Source organism: Niallia sp. Marseille-Q9988 (assembly GCF_976954375.1).
The window spans coordinates 1-25904 of the sequence record NZ_CDRJSZ010000005.1 but is presented as its reverse complement, the minus strand read 5'-3'; the positions used below and the strand labels follow the sequence as shown (position 1 = coordinate 25904).

At 35.2% G+C, this 25904-nt stretch carries 21 protein-coding genes and 1 pseudogene; 3 read left to right on the top strand and 19 right to left on the bottom strand.

The window, feature by feature from the left end; translation table 11 throughout:
* Nucleotide 1 precedes the first annotated feature (1 nt).
* The 3 genes and pseudogenes from ACWNMZ_RS10030 to ACWNMZ_RS10020 form a co-directional block, all read right to left on the bottom strand.
* Nucleotides 2-823: an energy-coupling factor transporter transmembrane component T family protein gene (locus ACWNMZ_RS10030; RefSeq protein ID WP_031538822.1), complete on the bottom strand. Its 822-nt coding sequence runs from the start codon at nt 821-823 to the stop codon at nt 2-4.
* Nucleotides 810-2522, bottom strand: coding sequence for an ABC transporter ATP-binding protein (locus tag ACWNMZ_RS10025; protein ID WP_031538821.1), 1713 nt, complete (start codon nt 2520-2522; stop codon nt 810-812). Before ACWNMZ_RS10025 ends, ACWNMZ_RS10030 begins: the two co-directional genes overlap by 14 nt.
* A pseudogene (locus tag ACWNMZ_RS10020) lies at nt 2519-3396 on the bottom strand (cell division protein FtsQ). The gene ACWNMZ_RS10025 and the pseudogene ACWNMZ_RS10020 overlap by 4 nt, the downstream one beginning before the upstream one ends.
* 187 nt (nt 3397-3583) lie before the next feature.
* On the opposite strand from ACWNMZ_RS10020, the gene ACWNMZ_RS10015 reads away from it, so the two are divergent.
* Entirely contained in the window at nt 3584-4411 is an 828-nt protein-coding gene (locus ACWNMZ_RS10015) for a MurR/RpiR family transcriptional regulator (protein WP_031538820.1), read from the top strand.
* A gap of 47 nt (nt 4412-4458) precedes the next feature.
* Here the strand turns inward: ACWNMZ_RS10015 and ACWNMZ_RS10010 are convergent, their stop codons facing one another.
* From ACWNMZ_RS10010 to ACWNMZ_RS09960, 11 genes are all read right to left on the bottom strand, one after another.
* A complete protein-coding gene (locus tag ACWNMZ_RS10010) occupies nt 4459-4995 on the bottom strand; it encodes a hypothetical protein (protein WP_031538819.1) in 537 nt (178 codons plus the stop codon).
* Between the two features lie 178 nt (nt 4996-5173).
* Complete coding sequence (locus ACWNMZ_RS10005) at nt 5174-5707, bottom strand: cell wall hydrolase (protein WP_031538818.1); 534 nt, start codon at nt 5705-5707, stop codon at nt 5174-5176.
* A gap of 327 nt (nt 5708-6034) precedes the next feature.
* Entirely contained in the window at nt 6035-7402 is a 1368-nt protein-coding gene (gene rlmD / locus ACWNMZ_RS10000; protein WP_449598634.1) for a 23S rRNA (uracil(1939)-C(5))-methyltransferase RlmD, read from the bottom strand.
* A 339-nt stretch (nt 7403-7741) separates the two neighbouring features.
* On the bottom strand, nt 7742-8494 hold the full coding sequence (locus ACWNMZ_RS09995; protein ID WP_349205157.1) for a nucleoside 2-deoxyribosyltransferase: 753 nt from the start codon (nt 8492-8494) through the stop codon (nt 7742-7744).
* 36 nt (nt 8495-8530) lie between these two features.
* Entirely contained in the window at nt 8531-9874 is a 1344-nt protein-coding gene (locus tag ACWNMZ_RS09990; RefSeq protein ID WP_349205156.1) for an amidohydrolase family protein, read from the bottom strand.
* A 30-nt stretch (nt 9875-9904) separates the two neighbouring features.
* Nucleotides 9905-10870: a nucleoside hydrolase gene (locus tag ACWNMZ_RS09985; RefSeq protein WP_449598617.1), complete on the bottom strand. Its 966-nt coding sequence runs from the start codon at nt 10868-10870 to the stop codon at nt 9905-9907.
* The gene (locus tag ACWNMZ_RS09980; RefSeq protein ID WP_449598616.1) at nt 10858-11478 is read right to left on the bottom strand and encodes a hypothetical protein; all 621 of its coding nucleotides are present in this window, start codon (nt 11476-11478) and stop codon (nt 10858-10860) included. The genes ACWNMZ_RS09985 and ACWNMZ_RS09980 overlap by 13 nt, the downstream gene beginning before the upstream one ends.
* Before the next feature lie 67 nt (nt 11479-11545).
* A complete protein-coding gene (locus tag ACWNMZ_RS09975) occupies nt 11546-12271 on the bottom strand; it encodes a carbohydrate ABC transporter permease (RefSeq protein ID WP_254414871.1) in 726 nt (241 codons plus the stop codon).
* 165 nt (nt 12272-12436) lie between these two features.
* The gene (locus ACWNMZ_RS09970; RefSeq protein WP_349205153.1) at nt 12437-13681 is read right to left on the bottom strand and encodes an ABC transporter substrate-binding protein; all 1245 of its coding nucleotides are present in this window, start codon (nt 13679-13681) and stop codon (nt 12437-12439) included.
* A 26-nt stretch (nt 13682-13707) separates the two neighbouring features.
* Nucleotides 13708-14661 (bottom strand): carbohydrate ABC transporter permease, encoded by a 954-nt coding sequence (locus ACWNMZ_RS09965; protein WP_349205152.1) that lies wholly within the window; start codon nt 14659-14661, stop codon nt 13708-13710.
* A 36-nt stretch (nt 14662-14697) separates the two neighbouring features.
* Complete coding sequence (locus ACWNMZ_RS09960; RefSeq protein WP_349205161.1) at nt 14698-15795, bottom strand: ABC transporter ATP-binding protein; 1098 nt, start codon at nt 15793-15795, stop codon at nt 14698-14700.
* 598 nt (nt 15796-16393) lie between these two features.
* On the opposite strand from ACWNMZ_RS09960, the gene ACWNMZ_RS09955 reads away from it, so the two are divergent.
* Nucleotides 16394-17527 (top strand): ABC transporter ATP-binding protein, encoded by a 1134-nt coding sequence (locus tag ACWNMZ_RS09955; RefSeq protein ID WP_031538810.1) that lies wholly within the window; start codon nt 16394-16396, stop codon nt 17525-17527.
* 70 nt (nt 17528-17597) lie between these two features.
* Nucleotides 17598-19097, top strand: a complete 1500-nt coding sequence (locus ACWNMZ_RS09950) for a glycine betaine ABC transporter substrate-binding protein (RefSeq protein ID WP_081836684.1) — start codon at nt 17598-17600, stop codon at nt 19095-19097.
* A gap of 217 nt (nt 19098-19314) precedes the next feature.
* On the opposite strand, the gene ACWNMZ_RS09945 is transcribed toward ACWNMZ_RS09950, so the two are convergent.
* From ACWNMZ_RS09945 to ACWNMZ_RS09925, 5 genes are all read right to left on the bottom strand, one after another.
* Complete coding sequence (locus ACWNMZ_RS09945; RefSeq protein WP_251629583.1) at nt 19315-20082, bottom strand: hypothetical protein; 768 nt, start codon at nt 20080-20082, stop codon at nt 19315-19317.
* Between the two features lie 246 nt (nt 20083-20328).
* The gene (locus ACWNMZ_RS09940; RefSeq protein WP_449598615.1) at nt 20329-22269 is read right to left on the bottom strand and encodes a glycoside hydrolase family 127 protein; all 1941 of its coding nucleotides are present in this window, start codon (nt 22267-22269) and stop codon (nt 20329-20331) included.
* 767 nt (nt 22270-23036) lie between these two features.
* Nucleotides 23037-23804, bottom strand: coding sequence for a serine/threonine protein kinase (locus ACWNMZ_RS09935; RefSeq protein WP_031538806.1), 768 nt, complete (start codon nt 23802-23804; stop codon nt 23037-23039).
* Between the two features lie 193 nt (nt 23805-23997).
* Entirely contained in the window at nt 23998-24465 is a 468-nt protein-coding gene (gene tnpA, locus ACWNMZ_RS09930) for an IS200/IS605 family transposase (protein WP_100525941.1), read from the bottom strand.
* A gap of 179 nt (nt 24466-24644) precedes the next feature.
* Nucleotides 24645-25238 (bottom strand): cell wall hydrolase, encoded by a 594-nt coding sequence (locus ACWNMZ_RS09925; RefSeq protein WP_031539857.1) that lies wholly within the window; start codon nt 25236-25238, stop codon nt 24645-24647.
* Nucleotides 25239-25904: the final 666 nt, after the last annotated feature.

Here is a 25904-nt window from a genome sequence, read left to right as displayed (position 1 = left end):
CCTACAGATATAAAAAGACGAATGTATATAAAAATAATAGATAAAGCACAGACACCATTAAAAACAAATAATCTCTATATTGAAAATGAAGATGTGCAAGTTTGATTTTCTTTATCTCCGGCCGACTAAATGCATAAAAACTTCCTTTTGTTTCTAATGCTTCTACTGTTGTACGTGCTCTTTTTGCAGTACTAAGTAGTAAGGGATAAAAGGAAAGAACGGCTATCTTTGAAAAATAAATGATAGATCGCCAATAAAGAATTCCATGCTTCTCCGGTGCCTTTCCACGCAAACGAAAGGAAAGAAATACGTGGTGATATTCTTCTAGAAGACTAGGAAGCATACGATAGCCATAGGCAATACTAAAGGATACTTGTCCGGGAACTCCAATTTTCAAAAGTCCATTGCTTAATTTTTCAGGATCCATGGAGCAAAACACTGTGATACTAGCTAAAGAAATAATAGAGAGCTTTAAAGTCAGTGTTAATAGAGGAACAATGACTTGTAAATCCCCACCAAAAAACCAAGAGGCAATCAGTAGATATCCTCCCTGGCCAAGTAAACCGAGACAAAGAATGATAATTACTAAAGGTGTAACCTTGGACATAAAGGTTGTAATGGCCATAAATACAAACAACCCTATTAATATACTCTGATTATGAATAAACCACGGAGCAATTCCGAAATATAAATACCAGATAAATAGCGTCCGAGGATCAAGCTTTGCGAGAAACGTTTCATTATTTCCATAAGCAGTATGAAGCAGCTCAATCTTCACTTGCTCTACAGACAATTTTTCCGTTAATTTTCTAGTATACTCCATTTAACAAGCGCTCCTTTGTATCGATTGATTGCACAAAGTCTGTGACAGTATAAGCTAAGTTTTTCTGCTTCATTCTTCTGCTCAATTCCAGAATTTGCGGAGGCTTGAGACCTGCTTTTTCTAGGAGGGTATGGTTACTAAATACGGATTCACGATTGCCATCATGGATAATCTCTCCTTCATGGAGAACGATAATTCGATTGGCCCATTCTGTGACAAGCTGCATATCATGTGTAGCAATAAGGACTGCTCCCACTTGCGCCTGTAAGGAATCAATTAATTTTGTAATATGCTTACGTGTCGCTATATCAAGATTTGCCGTTGGTTCGTCTAACAAAATAATAGATGGATTCATCGCTACTCCAATCGCAAGGGATGCTCTTCTTTGCTGACCACCACTCATTAATCGACTGTCCTTGTCCTGCAACTCTGTCAATTCAAATTGCTTCAACACTCGATCAACCTGTTCCTCGAATCCAGGAACCTTTCGCGCTTTTAAAAAGAACTCTACATCTCTTCTCACACAGTCTTCAATAAACATCTCTTCTGGATTTTGATAAATATATGTTACGACATCTGCCAGTTTTTCTGGCGAACAATGGCGAGTATTTTGACCTTGAACAAGTATTTCTCCTGTCTCTGGTTTTACAAGTCCTGTTAATAAACGCATAAGCGTAGATTTTCCTGCTCCATTGTTGCCGACAAATGCAATTAAATCATTTTTATAAATATCAATGTTTATGCCTTTCACTACTTGCTTTTTGGAGCGATCAACAAGTTTATGTGAAAAGCTTGCATCTCTTATTTGTATCAACCTTTCACGCTTCGTGAATTCCTTGTCATTTTCTATGTTATTCTTCCTCTCTCTTTGTGAAACGGTCTGAAAAAAAACTTCTGCCTCTTCCACTGTAACTGGCAATACCTCTTTTGAATATCCTAATTGATAGGCTGCTAACGTTACTTGTGGCGGATAAATTTGCCGTTGTAGCAGCTCATTTACTTCTGTTAAAGCTTCTTTTGTTTCCTTATTCCAGACAACTTTCCCCTTATCCATCAGAACTACTTTGTTGCAATAATCCGCAATAAATTCGGTATGATGCTCAATAACAATGATTGTTTTCCCATACTCTTGATTTAATTTTTTTAAAATAGCATAGATTTGTGTAGCATGCTCTGGATCAAGCTGTGCAATTGGTTCATCAATAATAAGAATATCCGGGTCCAACGCCAATGCACCAGCTAAGGCTAACTGATGTTTCTGCCCTCCGCTTAATTGCCAAATAAATTCATCGTCATGATTCTTTAGACCAACTAAATCCAGGGCTTTTTTACCCCTTTCAAGATAATCCGCATACCCGAAGTTAAGAGGGGCAAAGCTCGCGTCCTCCAATACACGCGGACTAACAAGCTGATTTTCAAAATCTTGATAAACATATCCAACATGGGAAGAAAAATCAGTTACTTTATGCTCTGTCGTAACCAGTCCATTAACGGTAACTTTTCCAGAATAATCTCCTACATAATAATGAGGAATAAGGCCATTTATTAATTTACATAGAGTGGATTTCCCACTCCCATTACTACCAATAATGCCAAGGAAATCGCCTTGATGAACCGATAACGAAACATTATCTAATACTGGCTCCTCAACACCTGGATATTGAAAGGAAACTTTCTCTATTTCAATTTGAATGGTCATAACTGAATCCTTTCTTCATTACTTGCATTATTTTTCTTTTTCATTTTCTGCATGATACCTATAGTAATACCAGCTATGCATGCCGCAGCAGCAATGCTTACCCAAATAAACCAATCACCGTATGACTTTAGAAAATCTGCTTCCCACTCGACATTAAATCCTGCTTCTGATAAATATTCAAAGAAAAAGGCGAAACAAGCTAACACAATACCAACAAGAATCAATTTAGGCGTTACAATACTGCCCATAGAGTACTTCATTTTATTATTTCTCGGCTTCATGCCTAATAATGGCTCCATTTTCCCATATAACGTGGCACTAAATATAAGGTTGGCAAGAGAGCAAAAAGGATTCCGGAAAATAATACATCATTTAAGAAAGCAAACCCTTCCACAATCACAACACTTTCCGCTAATCCAGGAACCGCCTCCAGCTCTTCTACACCTATCCATACTTTTCCAATATCAACCATTGAGCTTAATGCTTGATGAATGATGACACCTGTTATTGCAGCAATTCCAACCTGCCTTTTATTCTTTGGATCATTCACAAGGGATCCAGCAATAAACATGGCAAGAGAAAAAGTAATAAATTTTTCTAATTCCCCAAAACCACCAAATTGTCCTAGCATTATCTCACCAAAAACAACTTCTCCTAAAGCAGCTCCAATTGCAGCATATAAAGGGTGAAATAGCATACATAAAGTCAATGGAATAAATGCAAAATACTCAACGGAAAATTCGACAGGACCAAGGTGAAAAGCAGGAATAAGTTCTGTAATCATGTTGGAGAGTCCATATAAGGACATAGATAAAATGAATACCATCATCTTTTGAGACTGTGTTAAAACATACCTATCTTTTAATTGATTCATATTATTTGCCTCCTTTATTTGAATACCTTTATCATAAAGCACAGAATTTAATGGAATATGGTAGACAAGTAAAAGGAACGTAAATTTATTATCGTTTTTTAACATTATGTAAAAAAATTATCAGGAATAATTTGTGAAGAAAAAAATGTGCTATATTAAGGTCAAATAAAGACGGAGGTTAGAGGTTATGTTTAAATGGAATACAAAATCAATGTCGCCAAGCCAATACAAAATTGCAGATTATCTTCAAAAAAACACGCATCAAGTTCTATTATTAACGGAACAGGAAATAGCTGAAGCAGTTAATGTTAGCATTGCATCTGTGTCTAGATTTTGGCGTATAGTCGGCTTTAAAAATTTAAAGGAATTTAAAGGAGAAATTGCTGCCCAGCTAAAGCCATCCCCTGCCAAGAAAATAGCAAAACTAATAAATACGGTCGATAAACAAGCTTTCCCATACCATACACTTAATGCTTCTATCCAACATCTCTATAAAACAATAGAGCAGTTTCGAGAAGATACTTTTAAAAATGCTGTTCACTCGATTATTTCCGCAAGAAAAGTCTATTTATATTGTCCTGGCCCTTCCTTAGGACTTGGAGAATTACTGAAGTATCGAATAGTTAGATATGGATTAAACTTTTCTATCCTTCATAAAGGAGGAAGTGAATTACTAGAAGACTTTATCCATTTTTCCAAAGAGGATGTAATCATTATATTTGGCTTTATCCGTTTGCTTCCAGAAGCACAGGCGCTTATGGATTATCGTAAGCAAATTGGCTATAAAATCATTATCATTACAGACCAGCTTATTTCAGAATTTACGACACAAGCTGATATTGTTTTATTTGCAAGTAGAGGAGATATCCGTGAGTTCCATTCGATGATTGGTCCAACCTATTTAATCGAGAATCTTGTCCTTGCAGTTGGAGCGGAGAATGAAGCAGCAAATCTACAAAGACTTGAGAAAATTAGTGAATTGAGGACTCAATATGATTATTTGCTGCCGAGATAAGCCTGCTATTACCAACATTAAAGCATTGTTATTCGCCGCCATTGCTTTTATTCCCTTTTATCTTTTGGAAAAGACCCCCATAAATCATTGACGCGGATTAGCATTCTTTCGATTTTCTGCTCATCATTTAAATCAGCTTGCCCGGTTATATTTTTTACTTCTTGTGATTTTCCCTCTTTCTGATACTGTAATTGGATGGAAAAATTATATATATTCTCTTTAGAATGTGTTCTTTCATATTCAATATTTTTTACTGCAAGTATATAGTTGTTTTTATGCGATTCTGTCATAAATACTGTTCCATATCTTGAAATGAAATCATTGTATGCTGTTTCACTTGCAAAATAATCTTTATATAAACTCTCTTCATATTCAGTCAAGGCTGTGGATCTTTCTTTTCCTTCCTTCAGCTCTAGTATTACTTTTAATGTATCATCTGGCCCTGTTAAGGCATTATGTAAAACAGCATCTACTGCCTGTATGTATTCATCTGTTTTCTCATCTACTTTTTCTGTACAGCCAATTAATAATAAAATAATAGGAAATAAAGCGATACTGAAAGCTTTATAATGAATTCTTTTCATTTCAACCCCTCCATGCTATTAACATATACGAATAGACAGATTATAAAGTTTCAAATATTTTCCTTTCTACGATTATTTAAGATGGTTAAAATAAAAAAGAGGAGTATTCCTATTGAATTCCCCCTCTCATTACATTAGTTTTTATATTTTCGTAAAACGAAATATCAATTTCTTCTTATTATATAGAAAACGCGTGATTACCTATTCGTTTAACTACTGTTCTTGAGAAAATCCAATCACTTGTTGCAGTGTCTGGATTATAAAAATAGAGAAGCTCTTTGTTCTCTTTTCCATTTTTTAACGCTTCTTCTACTGCTTTACGTGACTCTTTATCTGCTTTTTTTTGGATTGAACCGTTCTGTACAGGTTGAAAGGCATTCTTTTCATAAATGACACTTTCTACTGAATCAGGAAACTGCTTATTTTCCACACGATTTAATACTACATCAGCTACTGCCACTTTACCGGCAAACGGCTCACCCTTCGCTTCTGCATGAACAAGACGGGCCAGTAAATTCTTTTCATTGTTCGTTAGATTTGCTGATTCATCAGAAGCTTTTACATTCTCCTTCTTATCAACAGCAAATTTTCTTGTTGATACATTTTTTGTTTCTTCTGTATTAATTGATGCTGCTATGGCAAAAGATGGAACATATATATAAGAACCAATAACTAAAGTAATGGTAGTTGCTATAAATAATAACTGTTTCATTTTTGTATACCTCCTGTTTTAACAGGCCCATATACAAGGCTAACAGGTTTGCAAGCAAAACTCATTACATAATTGTTGGAAAAGCTGTAAGATTTCACGGGATAATTGGGAGAAATAACTATATATTTACAATTAGATATTACTCGATATGACCATTTGCTCTGTTTTCCCGGATAAAATTGTGTAAATAGGAGAAGTTAAATGATTAGTACAACTTATTAAAAGTTAATTCTTTTCCCAATGGTTCTTCTACCCGCACCTTAAGAATTAATTCTCCTGTAAAAAAGAAAACTGATATCAGAAAAAAGCCGATATCAGTTTTCAATCTTAACTATTTCGAACTAATAATGCACAGCATTCTACATGAACCGTATGTGGGAATAAGTCCACAGGCTGTACTACTTTTAATGTATAGCCGAATGGCTCAAGCTGTTTGATGTCTGTTGCAAACGTATCTGGATTACAAGATACATAAACGATACGTTCTGGCTGAGAGCGTCCGATACGTCTCATTACTTTTCCACCTGCTCCAGACCGTGGTGGATCTAGCAATAGTAATTCTGGTCTGCCAAATGTTTCTAAAACTTGGGCTAATCCAGTTCTTGCATCTTGTGCTAAGAATGTAGCATTATCAATGCCATTATCGCCAGCATTACGTTTGGCTGATTCAATCGAGCTTTCTACAATTTCAATTCCTACAAGCTTGCCAACTCTGCTTGCAAAAGGAAGGGAGAAAGTACCTACACCACAAAAAAGGTCAATCATATTCTCTGATTTTTTTGGTTCTGCCATTTCTACAGCTAAATCAACTAATTTTTGTGCTTGTGTTGGGTTCGTTTGGAAGAATGTATCAAACCAAACTCGGAAACGGTATCCATCCATTTCATCATATATAAAGTCTCTGCCTGCTAATGTATGGCTTTTTTCTGATTGTGTACGATCTGCCCAATCCGTATTTTCTAGCCACATAAGGCTTTTTACTTGTGGGAATTTTTCTGTAATGCGAGCTACTAAAATATCCACTGCATTTTTTAAAGATCCATCTGGAGCTTCTGTTGCAAATAAAGCCAACATCATTTCCCCTGTAGCAAAAGACTGTCTCACCATCAAGTGACGAAGAAGTCCCTCGTGTGTATCTTTGTTATAGCCTTTTAATTCATGTTCTTTTACCCATGTAGCTACTTCAAGTGCTGCTTCCACCATTTCTTTTCCAGCAATAAGGCAAGTTTCTAAAGAAATGATTTTTCTAAAATTCCCTTGCTCATGTAAACCAAGAGAACCATCTGTAGCAAAGGTGAATTCCATTTTATTACGATATCTCCAAGGCTCGTCCATTCCGATAGTATCTTTTACTAGGCTGGGGTCAAATCCTTGCTCCTCAATTACATGTTTCACATGATTTGTTTTTTGTTGTAATTGTCCATTATATTCCCAATGCTGCCAGACACAACCGCCACATTTTTCAAAATGAGGGCATTCTGGTCCAATTCTTTCCGCATGGGCAGCTAATATTTCTTCTGGCATTGCCTTTCTATGCCTTCTTTGTGGCTGATCAACAGTAACTCTTACCTTTTCGCCAGGTAATGTTTGCGGAATTGTTAGCTTTAGTTTCTTCTTGTTTCCTAATTCATTTTCGCGCCAAACAACCGCCTGTCCAGCACCTTTTTCATCCACATTCTTAATATCTACAATCATTGTTTCTTTTTCAATTGTCGTCAAACGTTTTTTCCTCCTTAAACAATTTCACTAATCAAATGTATTTTAAAATGATTTATTTTTCATTGTTAGTTTACCTATTATATTTTTAACATACTTCCCTAGTATAAAGGACAATCATACATATGAAAATAATTTTTATTTTGTAGATATTAGGAAATTTTTTTATACAATCTTTATCCTTACGATTTTATTAAAAATGAAATATTTAACACATACAGCAAAAAACCTCCGGAAGATGGATATATCCATTTCCGAAGGTTCTTTTATTATAATATACCTAAATTTGCAGTCTCCTATCAATTGCTAAATCAGTCTCTAACACATAGAGTTATCTTCTGCCAGCTTCTTTAAACAATCTTCTAAGGAACCAACAACAATAGTCATAGGTATAGCTAACATTAAATTAAGCGGTAAATTAAAATCTTCTATAAACATACCATCTTTATACAGTCCAGTTTTTTTATCTACATCAACTATTAATCTTTCTTTCATTGACTGGCCATTGTCTATATAGCCATAAAGTTTTTTTCCTAATCCATAACCTAACCCACATTCAAAAACTGTTCCCGAATCTGGCTCATTCCCACGAAATGGATTTAAATTTGCAACAATTATATCACACTCTCGAATCAATCCTTCATTCGAATAAAAAATCATAGTTGCCTGTTCTTCCTTTTGCAAATTATCGATTGGTTCATTATCACTTGGATATAAACCTCGGTATCCATACTTTTCACAAAGATTTATCATTCGAGTACGAATTATTAATGAGTCTGGATGAAATACATGAAAGCCAGCCAAATATATTTTTAAAGAAGGTTTGGTTTGATCTTCTTTCCATTTTAAAACGGTAGGAGAAATCGTGTTGTTTATAATCGATTTTTGTGCATCTTCTTTATTTTTAAAAATAAAATTATGAATGAAAGGGTGATGAATATCATCCTCATAGGCAACGTATTTTTTTCCTTTGGGGCTTTCTTTATAAAATTGGACTCCCTCTTCTGTTACACTTCTTTTACACTTACTAACTCCTCCATTGACAACAATATAATATTCTATTTCCTCCATAAATTCCTCTCAATTCCTTCTATATGTGTATAAAATCTATATCCCTGCTTTTATCGCAATTGGTTTCAATGCTTTTTTACTTTCAAACATGATTTTTTCTTCATCTAATGTAAGAACTTCTCGGTTTTTCATTACAATTTTTCCGTCAATAATTGAATCTTCCACATCCCTAGAAGTAGCACATTCTACAATGGTATTTATTAATTTATGTGATGGGCTTATATGCGGTTGATTAATATTTAATAAAACTAAGTCTGCTTTTTTTCCAACTTCAATGGATCCAATTTGCTCCTTTAGCATTAAAGCAGATGCTCCCCCTGCTGTCACCATTTTCAACAAATCTTTTGCTGGAATAACCATTGGATCAAATATTGGCAGTCCCCAATAAACGTTAAGTCCAGAGCGAAGGACTCTCATTTCATCAAATAAACTTAAACTTGAGCCAGCAGCACCGTCTGTTCCCATGCCAATTGGCATATCATTTTGCATAAAGCGAGGAGTTTTTGGAAATCCGTGACTTCCAAAATTACTTCTTGGATTATGAACGATGTTTACTTTTCTTTCCTTTAATAGGTCAATCTCTGATTCAGACAATACAACACTATGTGCTGCTAATAAATTGGGACCGAGGGCACCAAATTGGTCAAATACTTCTGCAGGTCTTTTTTGGTAATTTTGTAAACAATAACTTACTTCATCTCGATGTTCTGATAAATGAATATGTAAACCAGTATTATACTCTTTTGCTTTCTCTGCCATATGTTCAATTAAAGCAGGTGTACTTGTCATTACCTGACGTAAAGCAAACCAAATCTGAATTCTCCCATCGCCTGCTCCATGAAAATCTTGATATAAAGATTCAATTTCTTGTGCTGCTTCAAATGGATTACTCTTCATTGAATCAGGTATAAATGGTCCCTGATCCATAGTAGAACATGTAATTGCTCCTCTTAGTCCAGATTGTACTGCCACCTCTGCAACTTTGTGCATATGTACTCCACCTGATTCAGCAAATGAAGTTGTTCCAGATTTAATCATCTCTAAACAACTAAGTTGAGCGCTAGTAGACACATCCTCTTCATTTAAACTACTTTCAAATGGTACTAAAATTCTCGCCCAAACCATTGGATACTCATCCGCTGTTCTTCCACGAAGAAACTGTTGACAAATGTGGGTATGTGCATCGACTAATCCGGGCATTAATAACTTTCCATCTCCGTATAATGTTTCCTTTGCTTCGTATTTCGCTTCAACAGTTTCTACAGAATCGATCGCTAAAATAATATCTTCATTTATAACTACAGATTGATTTTCTTTTATCTCGAATTCAGGTGTAATCATACTGCAATTTTTTACTATTAAGCTTACTGGTGTTTTCATTGGTTTGTCATCCCCTCGTCTGTTTTTATTTCAGACAATATTTTTATAGAAATCTTCCATAAATCTTTCTGCATCCACTTTAATACTGACCTCTGTTTGTAGAGGATTAGATTCTTCTCGATATAAATCTTCTATTGTTCTTCCAGCTGAGACACCTTCTACTTCCACTTCTAAATGGATAGGAATGGTTTGCACAAAAGAAGGATCTTTGCCGACTGCAATAGCTAAAGGGTCATGTAAGGCGCATCCTTTTAAATAGGGATGTATCTTTTTATAAGCATCAAGATAATACTGTGTAAACTCAGCAAAAAAACAGGATAGTTCTGTTCCTTTTTGTTTCCAATTAGCTACATCCTCTGTAGTTAATAAGGTTTTTCTTGTTACATCTAACCCAACCATCGTAATAGGAATATTCGTCTTATATACATAATTTGCAGCATGAGGATCAATGGCATAATTGGCCTCTGCATATCTATTTACATTTCCCGGCGTAGTTAGAGCTCCCCCCATGGATACAACTTTCCCTACTAGATTTATAATATTAGGATCTTTTTTTATTGCTAATGCCAAATTTGTTAAAGGTCCTGTTACTACTAACGTTAATTCTTCTTTATACTCATAAATTTTTTCTATTAGATAATCAACTGCATGTAACGATGGGCAATCTACTAAATCCTCTGGTTGAACATTACCAAGGGTATTCCCTAATCCATCCATCCCGTGGATTAATCCATTGTATTCTTTTTCTAATACAAGAGGCTTCTCCGCTCCCTTCCATACACCTATATCGTTTCCGAGTAGCTGCACTATTTTCTTTGCATTCCGATATGTGTAGTCGACAGGAGCCATTCCGTAACATACCGTTATCCCTAAAAGCTCAATTTCAGGAGAATGAACGGCATATCCTATTGCTAGCGCATCATCAATTCCTGTATCACAATCCAAAATCATTTTTACCATCTTATCACCATCTTGTTTATTTTTTATGCTTGCCATGAGTTGTAGGAAAAAGGGGTAACTTCCGGTTCTTTCCTTTCCTTATCACTTGTTAAGATCTCTATTAATCTCTTTTTATAAGCTAAATTAATATCTTCCTTCTCCGGTATTACCTTACTGGCCACTTCTAAAAAATGAAGGATATCTTTCCCTTGCTCTCTTCCTCTATTTGTATGCATATCTAGAGCGAAATCAGGAATTACCGGCTTTCTTCCCTGTTCAAACTCGTGAATGACAATATTTTTTAACCAATCAGAAGAACGTTCTTTTGTACATTGGCATAAATATCGAATAGCATGGACAAAAAACATAGGACGATCCCCATCTTTATAAGGAAAATTCTGTCTCATCGTATTTAAAGTATTTATTAAAATAGGTGCATTTACTTCACCAAAACCAATATCTTCTACTGAAATAGCAAGTAGTCTTCTCCACATTTTCTCTTCAAATTCAGGACTTGTAATATACATTTCATATGCTACCGTCACTGCTTCTTCTTCTAAACCCCGCCTAATACTTTTTTGCAGAGCAGATATAATCTCATCTCCCGGTATACCGTTTCTTGTTTCGACTTTACTCCACGGATCATAGCTCATAAATTTTTCCATGAGATACACCAACTTTCTACTGAATTTTCACTTTTATCATTAGGATTACTTTTAAGATATTAAGAAACTATTTAACAGAGCCTTCTGTTAAACCTTGAACGATATACTTCTGAAAAATCATTACAAGGATTAAAATTGGTAGACTCGCAATTACTCCAGCTGGAAGAATCATTTCATATTGAACCCCTTCTTGACCAATTAGTTCACCAATTCGAATAGGAATTGTTTTTAAATTTGTGTTGGTAAATACAGAAGCAAATATAAATTCATTCCAAGCACCAATGAAGACAAATATCCCCGTTGTAACAAGTCCAGGAAGCGATAATGGTAGAACCATTTTGACAATTGCCTCAAGTCTTGTACATCCATCCATTCTAGCTGCTTCTTCTATATCGTTTGGAACTGAAATAATAAAAGCTCTAAACATCCAAATAACATAGGGTAAAGAAAAAGTAACATACGCACAAATAATCCCAATATGTGTGTATAGTAGTCCACTCATTCTCATCAATATAAAAAGGGGAATTAATAAAGCCATTTGTGGTAACATTTGTGTCCCTAATATCATTAAATAGAGCGAATTTCTACCTGGGAATTGCAATCTAGCAAATGCATAGGCTCCAAGTGTCCCAATTACTATACAAATAAGGGTAGTAAAGGAAGCAAAAATAAAGCTATTGGATAGTGAACTGGTAAAAGATTCTGTTTGAAATAACTCCAGATAATATTTAAATGTAACTTCGTGTGGAATCCATGTTGGAGGATTTTGAAACAACTCCACTCTATATTTCATACTGGACAAGATTAGCCATAAAAAAGGAAATAGCAAATATATCATTAAACCAATTGAAGCCCCAATTAGTAATGTCTTTTTTGCATATTTTTTCAAAACGCGTCACCAGCACTTTCCTTGTTTTTTTACTGGAAGAGGATGATAGCATCCTCTTCCCTTTCACTATTATGGGTTTATATTAAGCACTTCAGCTTCCGCATCTGAAAGTGCCTTTTCAGCATTTTTTTCGCCTTTAATTACTTGTATAAATTGTCTAGATACTGTATCTGAGATTAATGTTGCTTGCTTATGTTTAAAAAGACCATGTGGATATTGAATTTGTTCAGAAACATACGCAAAGTGTGGGTACTTCTCAAGGACCTCTGAATCTTCTAAAACATCTAAGTTAGCTGGAATTCTTGCTACTTCTGATAGAGCCATTTTCTTCTCTTGTTCTGCACTTGTAGCAAATTTTATAAATTCAAATGCTTCTTCTTTATGCTTTGAATTAGCTGGAATTCCAATTGCACCAGTTTCCGCTAAACTTGATGTTTTTTCTGTACTACCTGGCATTAACGCTGTTCCTAACTTGCCAATTATTTTCGATTTTTCTTGGTCATTTGCAAACCCTACAATGTCCGGATAACCGATAAACATCGCAGTTTTACCTTGTAAGAACTGATCTTTAGATGATTCATTTTCAAAAGATAGTGGATCCAAGATCTTCGCATCCATATTAATTTCTTCTAATCTCTGTAATGATTTTAGTCCTTCTGGAGTATTAAAAGTTGGCTTATTTGTAGAGTAATCCCAGAACTCTCCACCTTCCGCTCTTAAATTTAATATAAATGGTCTAATTGCATCTTGTTCTCTTAATTGAGTAGACAGAGCATATTCAATATCTGTTTTTTCTTGGATTTGTTTACCCACTTCAATTAACTCATCCCAAGTTTCCGGAACTTTCGTAATTCCAGCTTCTTCAAAAATTTCCTTATTATAATAAAATTGTGTTAACCACAAATAGCGAGGCACCCCGTATATATTTCCATCATAGGAAAGGTTGTCAAAGCTTAATTGGCTAAAGCTATTTTTCATATCATCCGTAATATAGTCATCTAAAGGTTCTAAGAAGCCTTGCGATGCAAATTCATCAGCCCAATCATCACGAACATGAATAATATCATAGTCATCCGAGCCACCACTTAAGGCAGTAAACATCTTGTCATGCAATTGTTCAAATCCGACTACCTCATAGTTCACCTTTATCCCTGTCTCTTCTTCAAATTCAGCAGCTTGATCTTGCCAAAACTGATCCCCTACATACAATATGGTAATCTCTTTCTCTCCTGAACTACTTGCTTTTTCATTTCCACAAGCAGTTATCGTCAATAATAAAATAACCGCTAATAATGCTACCCCAATTTTCTTCATTTCCTTTTCCCCTCCTAGAAATCCTCTTAGTTTTCTTTCCCTAATACACGTAAATAAAATACTGTTATAACCATAGTAATAATAGTAATCAACCAAGCGAGCGCTGAGCCGTAACCTATGTCTAAATAGCGGAAGGACTGATCATATGCGTAGACATTCAAAACCATGGTGCTGTCTACCGGTCCTCCTTTTGTTAGTACACTAATGATGTCAAATACTCTTAAAGTCCACATTGTTTGTGTAACCATAACAACAAATAAAACTGGCTTTATTGTGGGTAAAACAATACTTTTAAACTGTTGGAATGGCCCAGCTCCATCCACTTTTGATGCATCGTATAATTCTTTTGGAACACTTTGAAGTGCTGCTAATATTAATAGTGCTGCAAAAGGTGTGCTCTTCCATATATCCGCTAAAATAATAGCTCCCATTGCTGTTGATTGTTCCGTCAACCACATAACAGGTTTCTCAATAATATGTAGCTCTAGTAAAATATGATTGATAATTCCGTTGCTAGAACTATACATCCACTGCCACATGAGTGCATTAACTACATTAGACAACGCCCAAGGAATCAGAAATAATCGTTTAAATAACCATGCCCCCCATATGCCATGATGAATAAATAGAGCAATAGCAAAAGCGATAATTAACGTTCCTAATACACTGACAATAGTAAACACAATAGTGTTAGATATAATATTCGGAATTCTAGGATCGGAAAAAATTTTTAAATAGTTATTTAATCCAACGAATTCAAAATCGATAAGGCCGGCTTTATACCCTACTTTGTTTAAAGACATGACAAAGGAATAAATGATTGGAAAAACAATCGTTAGTAAAATTAAAAGCAAGGATGGAAATAAATAGATGGAAGCAGTTTTAGTTTCAGATAATCTATCAAATCGTTTTCTCAAACTTAATGATTTCGTATTCTCGGCCTTCTTCTTTAAACTTTCTTTTGATAGCTGGGTTTGCAAAAGATCCCCTCCAACACACTATAAATTTCATAATAATTAAATATTCGTAGATTCATTAAATATATTTTCCTCCTTCATTGAATCGAAAAAGTGCAATTTTTCAACATTGAACCCAATTTGGACAGTGTCTCCAATTTTTAAATGGTTATAGCGTTCTAATCTAATTAATACATCGCCAACATCGGTTTTACAGAAAATCACCGTTTCAGAGCCTAGGTACTCGATTGTCTCAATAATCCCAGTAAGATGCTCATTCTCTTCAGTAGTAAGAAATAAATCCTCCGGACGGATACCAATGATTACAGCTTGTCCGTCATATTCACTTAACTTTTCAGCTTTATCATTCTGGACTCTCCAACTTCTTTTACTTAAAGCTAAGAAAGGAACGTTATCTTTTATTCCTACATTCCCATTAAGTAGATTCATGGGTGGTGTTCCTATAAAACTTGCAACAAAAGTATTTCTTGGGTTCTTATAAATGTTTGCAGGAGTGTCAATTTGTTCTAGTTTGCCTTTATTCATCACAGCAATTTTAGTACCTAATGTCATAGCTTCTACCTGGTCATGTGTTACATAAATCATTGTTGACTGAAGCTGTTGATGTAGTTTGGATATTTCTTTTCTTGTGGATACTCGGAGGCTTGCATCTAAGTTGGATAGTGGTTCATCAAATAGAAAAATATTAGGTTGTTTTACAATTGCTCTTGCTAAAGCAACTCTTTGTCTTTGTCCACCTGATAAATGCTTTGGTTTTCGTTTTAATAGCCCATCTAACCCTAGCATTCTTGCAGTCTGCTGAATCATTTCATTCATATCATCTTTCGGTACTTTTGCTTTCCTTAATCCAAACGCAAGATTTTCATATACATTTTTATGTGGATATAAAGCATAACTTTGAAATACCATACCAATTTTCCTCTCACCTGGTGACATCTCATTTATAATTTCATTATTAAATACTAGTGTCCCATCTGTGATTTTCTCAAGACCAGCTATCATCCTGAGCGTGGTCGTTTTTCCGCAACCTGATGGTCCTACTAAAACTAAAAACTCTCCTTTTTCTATTTCAAGATTCAGATTATCTACAGCTAAGGAATTATCATTGTATTTCTTTGTAATTCCACTTAATATCATCTTAGTCAAGTGACCACCTCAGTTTATTATATATATATAGAATTTTCTGACTATTAAATGTTACAATTCCTAACATGGATTCATTTTAATCAAGATTTTCATATAAGTCATTGTATATGATGTATAATAATAAAGTTCCGTTTTATTCAATATAGATAAAAATTTGCGTTAAAATGTCAAAAAAATACAAAAATTGCACTTGAATACCGAACATTCACGTTAACTTAAGTAACATCATTCATGTTTAAACAAAAATAAAAACGCAAAATTTGAATAATATTTCAAATCTTGCGTTTTACCGATCCATTAACACATCATAACCCTTCAATCTTACCTTTTGATATAACTATCTTTTATTTTTTTATCATTTTTTTCTCCCTAATGGGAATAATAATTTCACAAATACTTTCTCACATAAGTCAAAAACTTATTTATCTACAAGAGCCATTCCCATAACAATCCCTTTTCGGACCCATTTTTCCGAAAATAATGTTATACTAGTTAATGGCTGTAAGATAAATTTTAAAAAAAGTTGGTTATTTAGTTAGCAAAATCGGGTAGTTAGTTTTAAAGAAAAGTCTGGAGGTGTTCGTAGAAATTGATCCAATTTAAAGAAGTTACTAAAACGTTTCAAGATGGATTTAAAGCACTTAAAAATATTTCATTTCAAGTGAATGAAGGTGAATTGCTTGTTCTAATTGGACCAAGTGGTTCTGGTAAAACAACAACAATGAGGATGATCAATCGACTCATTGAACCTTCCAGTGGTTCCATTACCATTGAAGGAAAAGATATTTCCACTGAAGATCCGGTAAAACTCCGCAGAACTATTGGCTATGTCATTCAGCAAATAGGCTTGTTACCCCATATGACGATTAAAGAAAACGTCTCGCTCGTTCCGCGACTTCAAAAATGGAAAAAAGAACAATACATGGATAAAATCAATGATTTAATGAACATGGTTGGGCTTGATCCAGAAATTTTCGGTGATCGCTATCCGTCTGAACTAAGTGGTGGACAGCAACAAAGAATTGGTGTTATCAGGGCACTTGCTGCTGAGCCAAAAATAATCCTGATGGATGAACCATTCAGCGCCTTGGACCCTATCAGTCGAGAGCAGCTTCAGGATGAATTAGTTCGATTACAGCAAGAAATTCAAAAAACGATAGTCTTTGTAACACATGATATGGATGAGGCCTTAAAAATTGCGGATCGCATTTGTATTATGAAAGACGGAGAAGTCGTGCAACTGGATCGACCGGAAAATATTTTGCGTCATCCAGCAAATGAGTTTGTTCGTAATTTTATCGGAGAAGATCGATTACAAGAAAATATTTCTTTACCAAAATTGAAAAAGTTAATGATTACCCCCGTAAGTGCCGGCCAATCACGTGGTCTTGCTGAATCATTGAAATTAATGAGAAGAAAACGGGTAGATAGTCTTGTTGTGTCAGACAATGCTAATACCTTCCTTGGTATTGCTACTGTTTGGGAAGTACAAAAACGATACAATGAAGAGGAATTAACATTAAAAGATATAATGGACACCAATGTAAACACACTCAAACTGGATGAACCGACAGAAAAGGCTTTTCAACTAGTAAATGAATCCAAATATGGTTTTGTGCCAGTAATTGATAAGGATTCAAAAATTGTTGGGATTGTCAATCGTGCAAGCCTTGTTGAGTACATCGCTGATCAAATTGGTGAAGGAGGTTTGAACCATTCCTAATATAATTACAGAGACAATAGATGTCTTTATAAACCGTTGGCCAACAATTTGGAACTTAATTTTAGAGCATATGTACTTATCTCTTCTTTCGATTGCCATTGCAATTGTGATTTCCGTTCCTCTAGGAATTTATTTAACTCGCCATAGAAAAATCGCAGACTCCATCATCGGAGTAGCTGGCGTCTTTCAAACAATACCAAGTCTTGCGCTACTAGTGTTTTTAGTGCCATTCATCGGAACTGGTAAGCTTCCAGCCATTATTGCTTTAACTGTTTATGGCTTATTACCTATTTTGCGCAATACATATTTAGGAATTATCGGAGTAGAACGCTCCGCAATAGAAGCTGGCGTTGGGATGGGCATGACCAATCGCCAAGTGCTGTGGATGGTTGAATTACCACTTTCCCTAAGAGTAATCATGGGAGGAATCCGAACCGCAACTGTCTTAATTATTGGTGTGGCAACGATTGCTGGACTCATTGGCGCAGGCGGTTTAGGAGATTTAATCTTCCGTGGGTTACAAACATATAATACTGGGCTTATACTTGCTGGTGCCATTCCTTCTGCTCTATTGGCGATTATATTTGATTATTTATTGAAAGTATTGGAAGCGGATGTAACGCCTCAAGGTCTACATGGTAGTAAAAAAGGAAATAAAAATAAAAGCCGTATTCGAATATGGATAATAGCAGCCATAATAGTCTTAGTCCCACTGTCAACTGTCATTGCAAATTTCAGCAATGGAAAAGGCGGAGAAGATACCATCACCATCACTGGTAAAAATTTCACCGAACAAGAAATTATGGTTTATGTGATGGGGCATCTGATTGAAGAGCATACCGATTTAAAGGTAAACTATGAATCTTTTCTTGGCGGGACAGCTCCAGCATTTGAAGGAGTTAACACAGGCAATTATGATATGTACATGGAGTATACAGGAACAGGATTATTAAGCATTCTAAAAGAGGACATGGTTAGTGATCCCGATGAAGCCTATGACATTGTAAAAAAGAAATTTAAAGAAGACTATAATTTAGTTTGGCTAGAGCCATTTGGTTTTAACAACACATACACTTTAACACTTCGAAAAGAAGACGCTGAAAAGTATAACATCCAAACTATTTCGGACTTAAAAAAGATGGCTCCGGAACTTACATTAGGCTCTGAACCAGAATTCCTTGAAAGAGAGGATGGTTATCCAGGTCTCATTGATACTTATGGGATAGAATTCAAAGATACCCAAGCAATGGACTCTGGCATTATGTATAGTGCGATTAAAAACGGAGATGTCGATGTAATTGATGCATTTTCAACAGATGGACGTATCCCTGCATTTGATTTAGAGGTTCTAGAAGATGATCAAAACTTCTTCCCTCCTTACTACGCAACACCAGTAATTAGAGCAGAAACATTAGAAAAACATCCAGAATTAGAAGAAGTATTAGGAATGCTTGTCGGAAAAATCGATAATGAAAAAATGCAAGAACTAAATGCACGTGTTGATATTGACAAAGAACAATATGAAGATGTTGCAGTAGACTTTTTGAAAGAGGAAGGTCTTATTGAATAATTAAAATAGTGGTTTGGACATAGCTATCCCCGAACAACCATATGGAAATCCTATGGTTGTTCGGGGTTTTATTAGTTTATAAAAGGTCTGTTTCAAATGGCTGTGATTCACCCTGCTTCGTCTTACCAATTCATTAAATTTTTTTATTTCCACAATAGTATATAGAAAAACAATCTTTTATAAACAAGTGGTATGGAGCGGATAACACTCCTATCCATTATTCAATCATTTCAAGAATTTCTTCGATATCATGGTTCTCCACATAAGATTTACTATCATTTAACATTTCATCTGTAAACTGAATTCCGCTCATAACAATATAAGGTTTATCTACATCACTTACGCGTGAAAGTTGCAGGACTGCATCGCCTTTAAATAATTCAAGTGGCAATATCTGCTGTGTTTCCGTATCATAAATCTGTAATTCTCCACTAGGAATCGTCCCATACATATAACTATTAATATAGATAATATAGCGCTCATCTAACCAAAGAGCTCCACTTGGATAATATTGTTCTCCTGAAGTAGCTTTGACATTGATTATTTCCTTTAGTCCATTTTCTTTAGAATAGACATAAAGCGCCCCACCTTCTTCCCATCCATATTGTGGTGTTAACAAGACTTTTTCACGAGTTGGCGAGTAATCAACAGGTTCCATCTTCCCAAAAGCATTATCATGCTCAAATATTTGTTCTGATCCATCCTCTTTGGTTAAAATCAAGGAAGTTTGTTCGACACTGTAGGATACATTACCATTACCACTATCTGCCTCTTCTGTCTCTTCTGTCTCTTCTGTCTCTTCTGTCTCTTCTGTCTCTTCCTTCTCTTCTGTTTCCTTCCCATTTGATTCTTCTTTAACAATTGTCTCAGACTTTGCCTCAGTTGCCTTTTGGAAAGAATAATTACCAATTAATACAATTCCTGCTCCGATGATTAACACAGTAGCAACACCAATAATAAATCCAATCCATATATTTTTTTTCACGAATAATCCCCCTCTTTCCTCCTAGCATACTTTCCCATATTACCATACCATATTTTGTGTCATTGATTCTTATCATAGGAAATTATTTATGATGTATTCAATAAGGACCATCTCGTATAAAAATATGCATATAATCTATACTACAAAAAGAGAGGAAGGGAATGAACCCCTACCTCTCTTCTCCCATCCTATTAAAATCAGTAACTAATAAACATCTGATGATATTATTTAAAAGATATCCCTCTGCTATCTTTTCTCATTCACCCAAACGATCATTTCACCTGGTTCGCGATTACACCAAGCATAATACGGAATCGCTTTCAATTGTACTTTCGTAGTACTGTCCTCAACTGTACGATACAGCTCGCTATTCCAATTGCTTTGGTCTAGTCGTTCCGCTTCCCCAGTAATACTAACAACTCCTTCAAGCAATTCTGGGTCATATTCTGCTTTTAACTCTGCATCTCTTGGTAAGATAATGCCATGTAAATTTTCTCCATTATCTACTTGCTCTAGACAATAAACCACTGGTCCACGTTGAATAGCAACTTTCCCAACATTATGGCGTACCTGTGGATTCGATTGGATACGTTCTGCTACCATTGGGAGAGATAATTCAATATGGTCATTTTCTTTCCATCTACGATTAATATATACATAACCATTCTTCATTAGTGGAAAATGATCTACTATCTCCCCATTTAGCATCACCACTGTTCCTTTTGCCCAACCAGGAATGCGCAGTGCCATAGTAAAGGTTTCCTCCTTTTCTGGAGAAACAATCATTGAGACATTTCCATCCCACGGATAGTTTGTTTGTTGAACAAGCTTAACTTGGTTTTTTGCGATTTGAATATTTGTCTCACTTCCCATATATAAATGGACAAATAGTTCTTTTTCCTTTTGTGAATAAATGTAATGGCCAATAGATGCAATTAACCTTGCTAAATTCGGAGGGCAGCATGCACAGCCAAACCACTTTTGGCGAACAGATTTGACATGCTTTTTATCCTTTCTTTTATCACTAGCTTCTGGTAAAACTTCTAATGGATTGACATAAAAGAATTTCTTACCGTCTAAATCCATTCCGCTAATGGTACCATTATAAAGAGCCAGTTCCATTACATCAGCATACTTATTATTTGCTTCCAACTGTAACATACGGTTAGCCCAGAAAACTAAAGCAATAGAAGCACATGTCTCTGTATAGGACAAATCATTTGGCAAATCATAGTTGAAGGAGAAAGATTCACCAAACTCCATGGAACCAATGCCTGCAGTCACATACATTTGCTTTTGCGTGACATTATTCCAAAGTTCTTCACATGCTTTTTTCAGGGATTCATCTTTCGTTTTCAATGCAAGATCGGTCATTGCTGTATACATATAAGTAGCTCTAACTGCATGGCCAACTGCTTCTTTTTGTTCTCTTACTGGCTTATGTGCCTGATGATAAGCATAATCGTCGTTAAACCAAAACGGTTTTGTTTCTTTTCGTTTCTCTTTCTCTATATCAAAATAGTGAGGCTGTTTTCCCCGTTCATCAATAAAATATTTACTTAAATTCAGATATTTTTCCTGCCCTGTTACATCATATAGTTTAACTAATGCTAACTCAATTTCTTGGTGTCCTGGATATCCCTTTAACTTATCTTCTTCCGGACCGAAAACGCTATCAATATGATCCGCATATTTACACATAATATCAAGGAATTGCTTCTTACCTGTAGCTTGATAGTATGCTACTGCTGCTTCAATTAAATGTCCAGCACAATATAATTCATGATTATCACGAATATTCGTCCATCTGTTATTAGGCTCTCTAACCGTATAATAAGTATTTAAATATCCATTTTCGTCTTGAGCTCTGCCTAATAAAGCGATTACTTCATCTGCCGTTTTCTCTAGTTCCTCATTTGGCTCATTTTCTAAACTATATGCAACAGCTTCCAGCCATTTAGCAATATCACTGTCTTGAAACACCATTCCATAATATTCGCCAGAAGATTCCCCTGCTGCAATTCGAAAATTCTCAATGGCATGGCTTGGGGAAGTATCTGGTAATCGATCATTCAGTGCATCCCATTGGTAAGGGATGACATGATTCCGTACAACCTCTAAATATCGCCCCCAAAATCGATCATTAATTTTCACTTTATTCGTTGCGATTTCTTCCACTTTCTTCATTCATTTAAACCCCTCTCCTATTATTCTTTTACTATTTTCTTAAATTGCTTTACTCATAGATTATATCTTCTGTGAATTTTGCAAAAATCCTTTTTTACATCTATTATTTATTCACTTGGATATCTACCTTCCAATAATGGAGAAACACTCTCTTCTAATTCTGCCAGTACATCATCTAGAGATTTCGCATCTGTCCAATATTGATCAAGTCCTTGTTCTAATTCTGTATTGATTTGATCCCAATTACCTCTTTTCCGGTATAGTCTAAAGAAGCTACCATCGCAAATAAAACAAATTGTTAAAAATATTTGTTATGTTATTTTTTCTTACTAGAATGCAATATTTATATAACAAATCCGATATACTTAGTGCGATTAAGTACATTTTTTTGTAAGCACTATTTTATTATGATTCAATCCTTTTTTATTACAATCATGTATTTTTTTTGTAAATTTTCGTTATATCGATGCGTTGTTTGATAAAATAATATCTAAATCCGTATATCAGAAGAGGTGATATTTTGTTTAGAAAAATCATGAGGAAAATACAGCAATTTTCGGGCAGCTACAGTAAAAGCCGTCGTCATAAAAGATATAGCAGTAGTGACCGAAGAGGTTATCACAAACACAAAAGCTACAGCAGCTCTGGTTATAGAAAACGCAATCCATACGGTGGGAGCCATTATTATAAGCGCCGGAAGCATAGTAGTAGTTAATACTAAAAAATCTTGTACTCAGATGTACAAGATTTTTTAGTTTATACATTTTTTATTTTTTTAAAGCTTCCCTCACACTTTTTAAATCATTTTCAATTTTATCCCCATTCGTATAAGGTTCAGAAATGCCTAACAATTTTTTAAGAAGCTTTACTGTTGCAGGATGCAACGTTAATTCCTCAAGCCATGTCCGTTTTTTGCTTTTCTTCCCTTTAAACTCGGAATACAATAAAAACAAAAGTATCTGTCCCAAATCATAGTAATCATCTTGACGATAATTACTCATTTCTTTCTCCTCATCTTCCACTTGCTTAGCAAGACCAAAGTCAATTAAATACACTATACCTTCTCTAACAAGAACATTTGGTGGTCTAATATCTAAATGAAAGATTTTGTGTTGATGAAGATAGTTAATAATAGAGAGAAGTTGAGTCATCAGGTCTAGCGCTTCTATTTCTGTGAACTTTTGATTTTGAAAAAATAATAAATCTTCTATATTATCTCCCTCTACATATTCCATCACATAATAATGTAGAGTTCCTATTTTAAATTCCTCGATTAGAGCTGGGACCGCGGGGTGCTCTATTTTTCTCAATAACGCTGCTTCATCCTTAAAACGTTCACACTCGCGCTGTTTTTTCCCTTTGCTTGGCCGCAATTGTTTCACTACATATTTCTTTCCTGAGCGTTTATCTGTGCACAAGTAAATCATCCCATATGCACCAAAGCCAAGACATTTATCGACTTCGTATATGTTTAAGGAGGTTCTATTTTTTAGTGGTTTATCAAAGATCCAACGATTTACATAACTCCATTTCAATATGGTTTATCCCTTCTGTTTAAATGTTCTACATTCCATTTTAACAAAAATAGACCAATCAAAACCACCAGTGTGAACTGGTGGTTTGCTCTGCGGCTAAAAGCCTCTCTTACCGGCCTCGGCCTTAAAGGCCCACTGAAAATGTTTCCCTTCTGCACCACATTCACTCACCAATTCTAAAGAATTTCTTTATTTACTTCCGATTTTTCTCACCCGTGAACGGATCGAATTCTTCGAACAACGTTAGCTGATCAGCCATATAATCTTCTTTCAGCTGATTTCTTATATATTCTTGTATTTGTTTCTTATTTCTCCCCACGGTATCAACGTAGAAACCACGACACCAAAATTTCCGATTCCCATAGCGATATTTCAAATTCGCATGTCGATCAAATATCATCAGGCTACTTTTTCCTTTTAGGTAACCCATGAACTGCGATACACTTAATTTTGGTGGAATACTAACCAACATATGGATATGATCCGGACAGGCATTTGCTTCATGTATAATGACACCTTTTCTTTCACATAGCTCTCTTATGATTTGTCCTATACTCTTTTTGTATTTGCCATAAATAATTTGCCTTCTGTATTTTGGGGCAAAGACTATGTGATACTTACAATTCCATGTTGTATGTGCTAAACTGTTCATGTCCTTCATAAGGGCATACCTCCTTCTTGCGTGAGATAAAGTGGTCGGGAAACCAACTTTATCCTACCATGAAAGGAGGTTTTTTTGTTACCTCGCTATAAGCTCTCCGGAACCCCCGGCATAGCCAGGGGTTTTCGAAACCATCAAAAAAAGCACCAATCTATTAAGACTGGCGCTTCTATTACTATTTATCTAGCAAAACGATGATTTCCAATTGTAACCGTTACTTCTCGTGTTAAAATCCAGTCACTTTTGGCTGTTTTTGGATTAAAGAAATAAAGAGAACCATTTCCTTGGCTGCCTAAAGCAATGGCTTCATTCACCGCTCTTTTTGACTCTGCATCAGCAGCTTTATTTATCTCCCCATTTTGAACTGGAGTAAATGCATAATAGCCATTTGATTTTTCATAAATGACATTACGAATTGTATTTGGAAATTCGTTGCTTTTCACACGATTCAGAACAACAACTGCCACTGCAACCTTCCCAGCATAAGGTTCTCCAACTGCCTCCGCACGTACCAATCGTGCCATTAAATCTTTATCAGCCGGTGAGACTGTTGCATTTGGTAGAATCATATTTTGACCTATAATTAACGGTTTATTATTATTAGCCTTCATTAAATCACTGACAGGAATCCCAAATCCTGTAGCTACTTTCCAATAAGTGTCTCCAGATTGAATCGTCCGATTCGTTGCTGCCTCTGCTTCTTCTATTAATGTAAAAGCTGAAAAAGATAACACAATTCCAGCGGCTACTATTAGCTTCTTTAGTGTCTTCAAATTCTATTACCTCCTAGTAGTTGTTTCTGTGTCTACTACTAAGCTATCAGATGTAATATTTCTATTCATCGTCCAAAAAGTGGTAATAGAGAGATTGCTAGGTGAAAGCTTTGCTAGATAAGGAATGAGATTTTTGATGGAATTGTTAACCAATTGAGTTAGTTAGCTAGGGATTTCCTTAGGAGGGGAATTTAGGTAGGAATGTTACGGTTTGTTATTTGGTAGTAATATTAAGGAAGAATTAAAGAGAAAGGAGTATTATTAACTTGTCATTTATCATATTTTGACCACTATGTTCAGATTAAATATTATTTCTTCTGCATTTTGTTCAATAATGGTTGTAAAGTTTATATCCCACTTCGTTCTGATAAAACGATTTACTTGGCAAGGAAGAACTATTGCTATGTTACCTTTATATCCCACTACGTTCAGATAAAACAAAAAGAAGCAGGTACGCCCCACGGTGCGTTTGCGATCTTTATATCCCACTAGGTTCAGATAAAACAAAGAAAGAAATTTAATTTAAAAGGAGTGTTTATCCTGAAATATTCATAGCACTTTAAAAGATGCACGTTTTTCTAAAATGCAGGTGAGAGTTTTCTATCTTTTTATAAGATTGAACATTTTCTAACCTTTAAAATCTAATTAATTTATTTCCCATTGGAA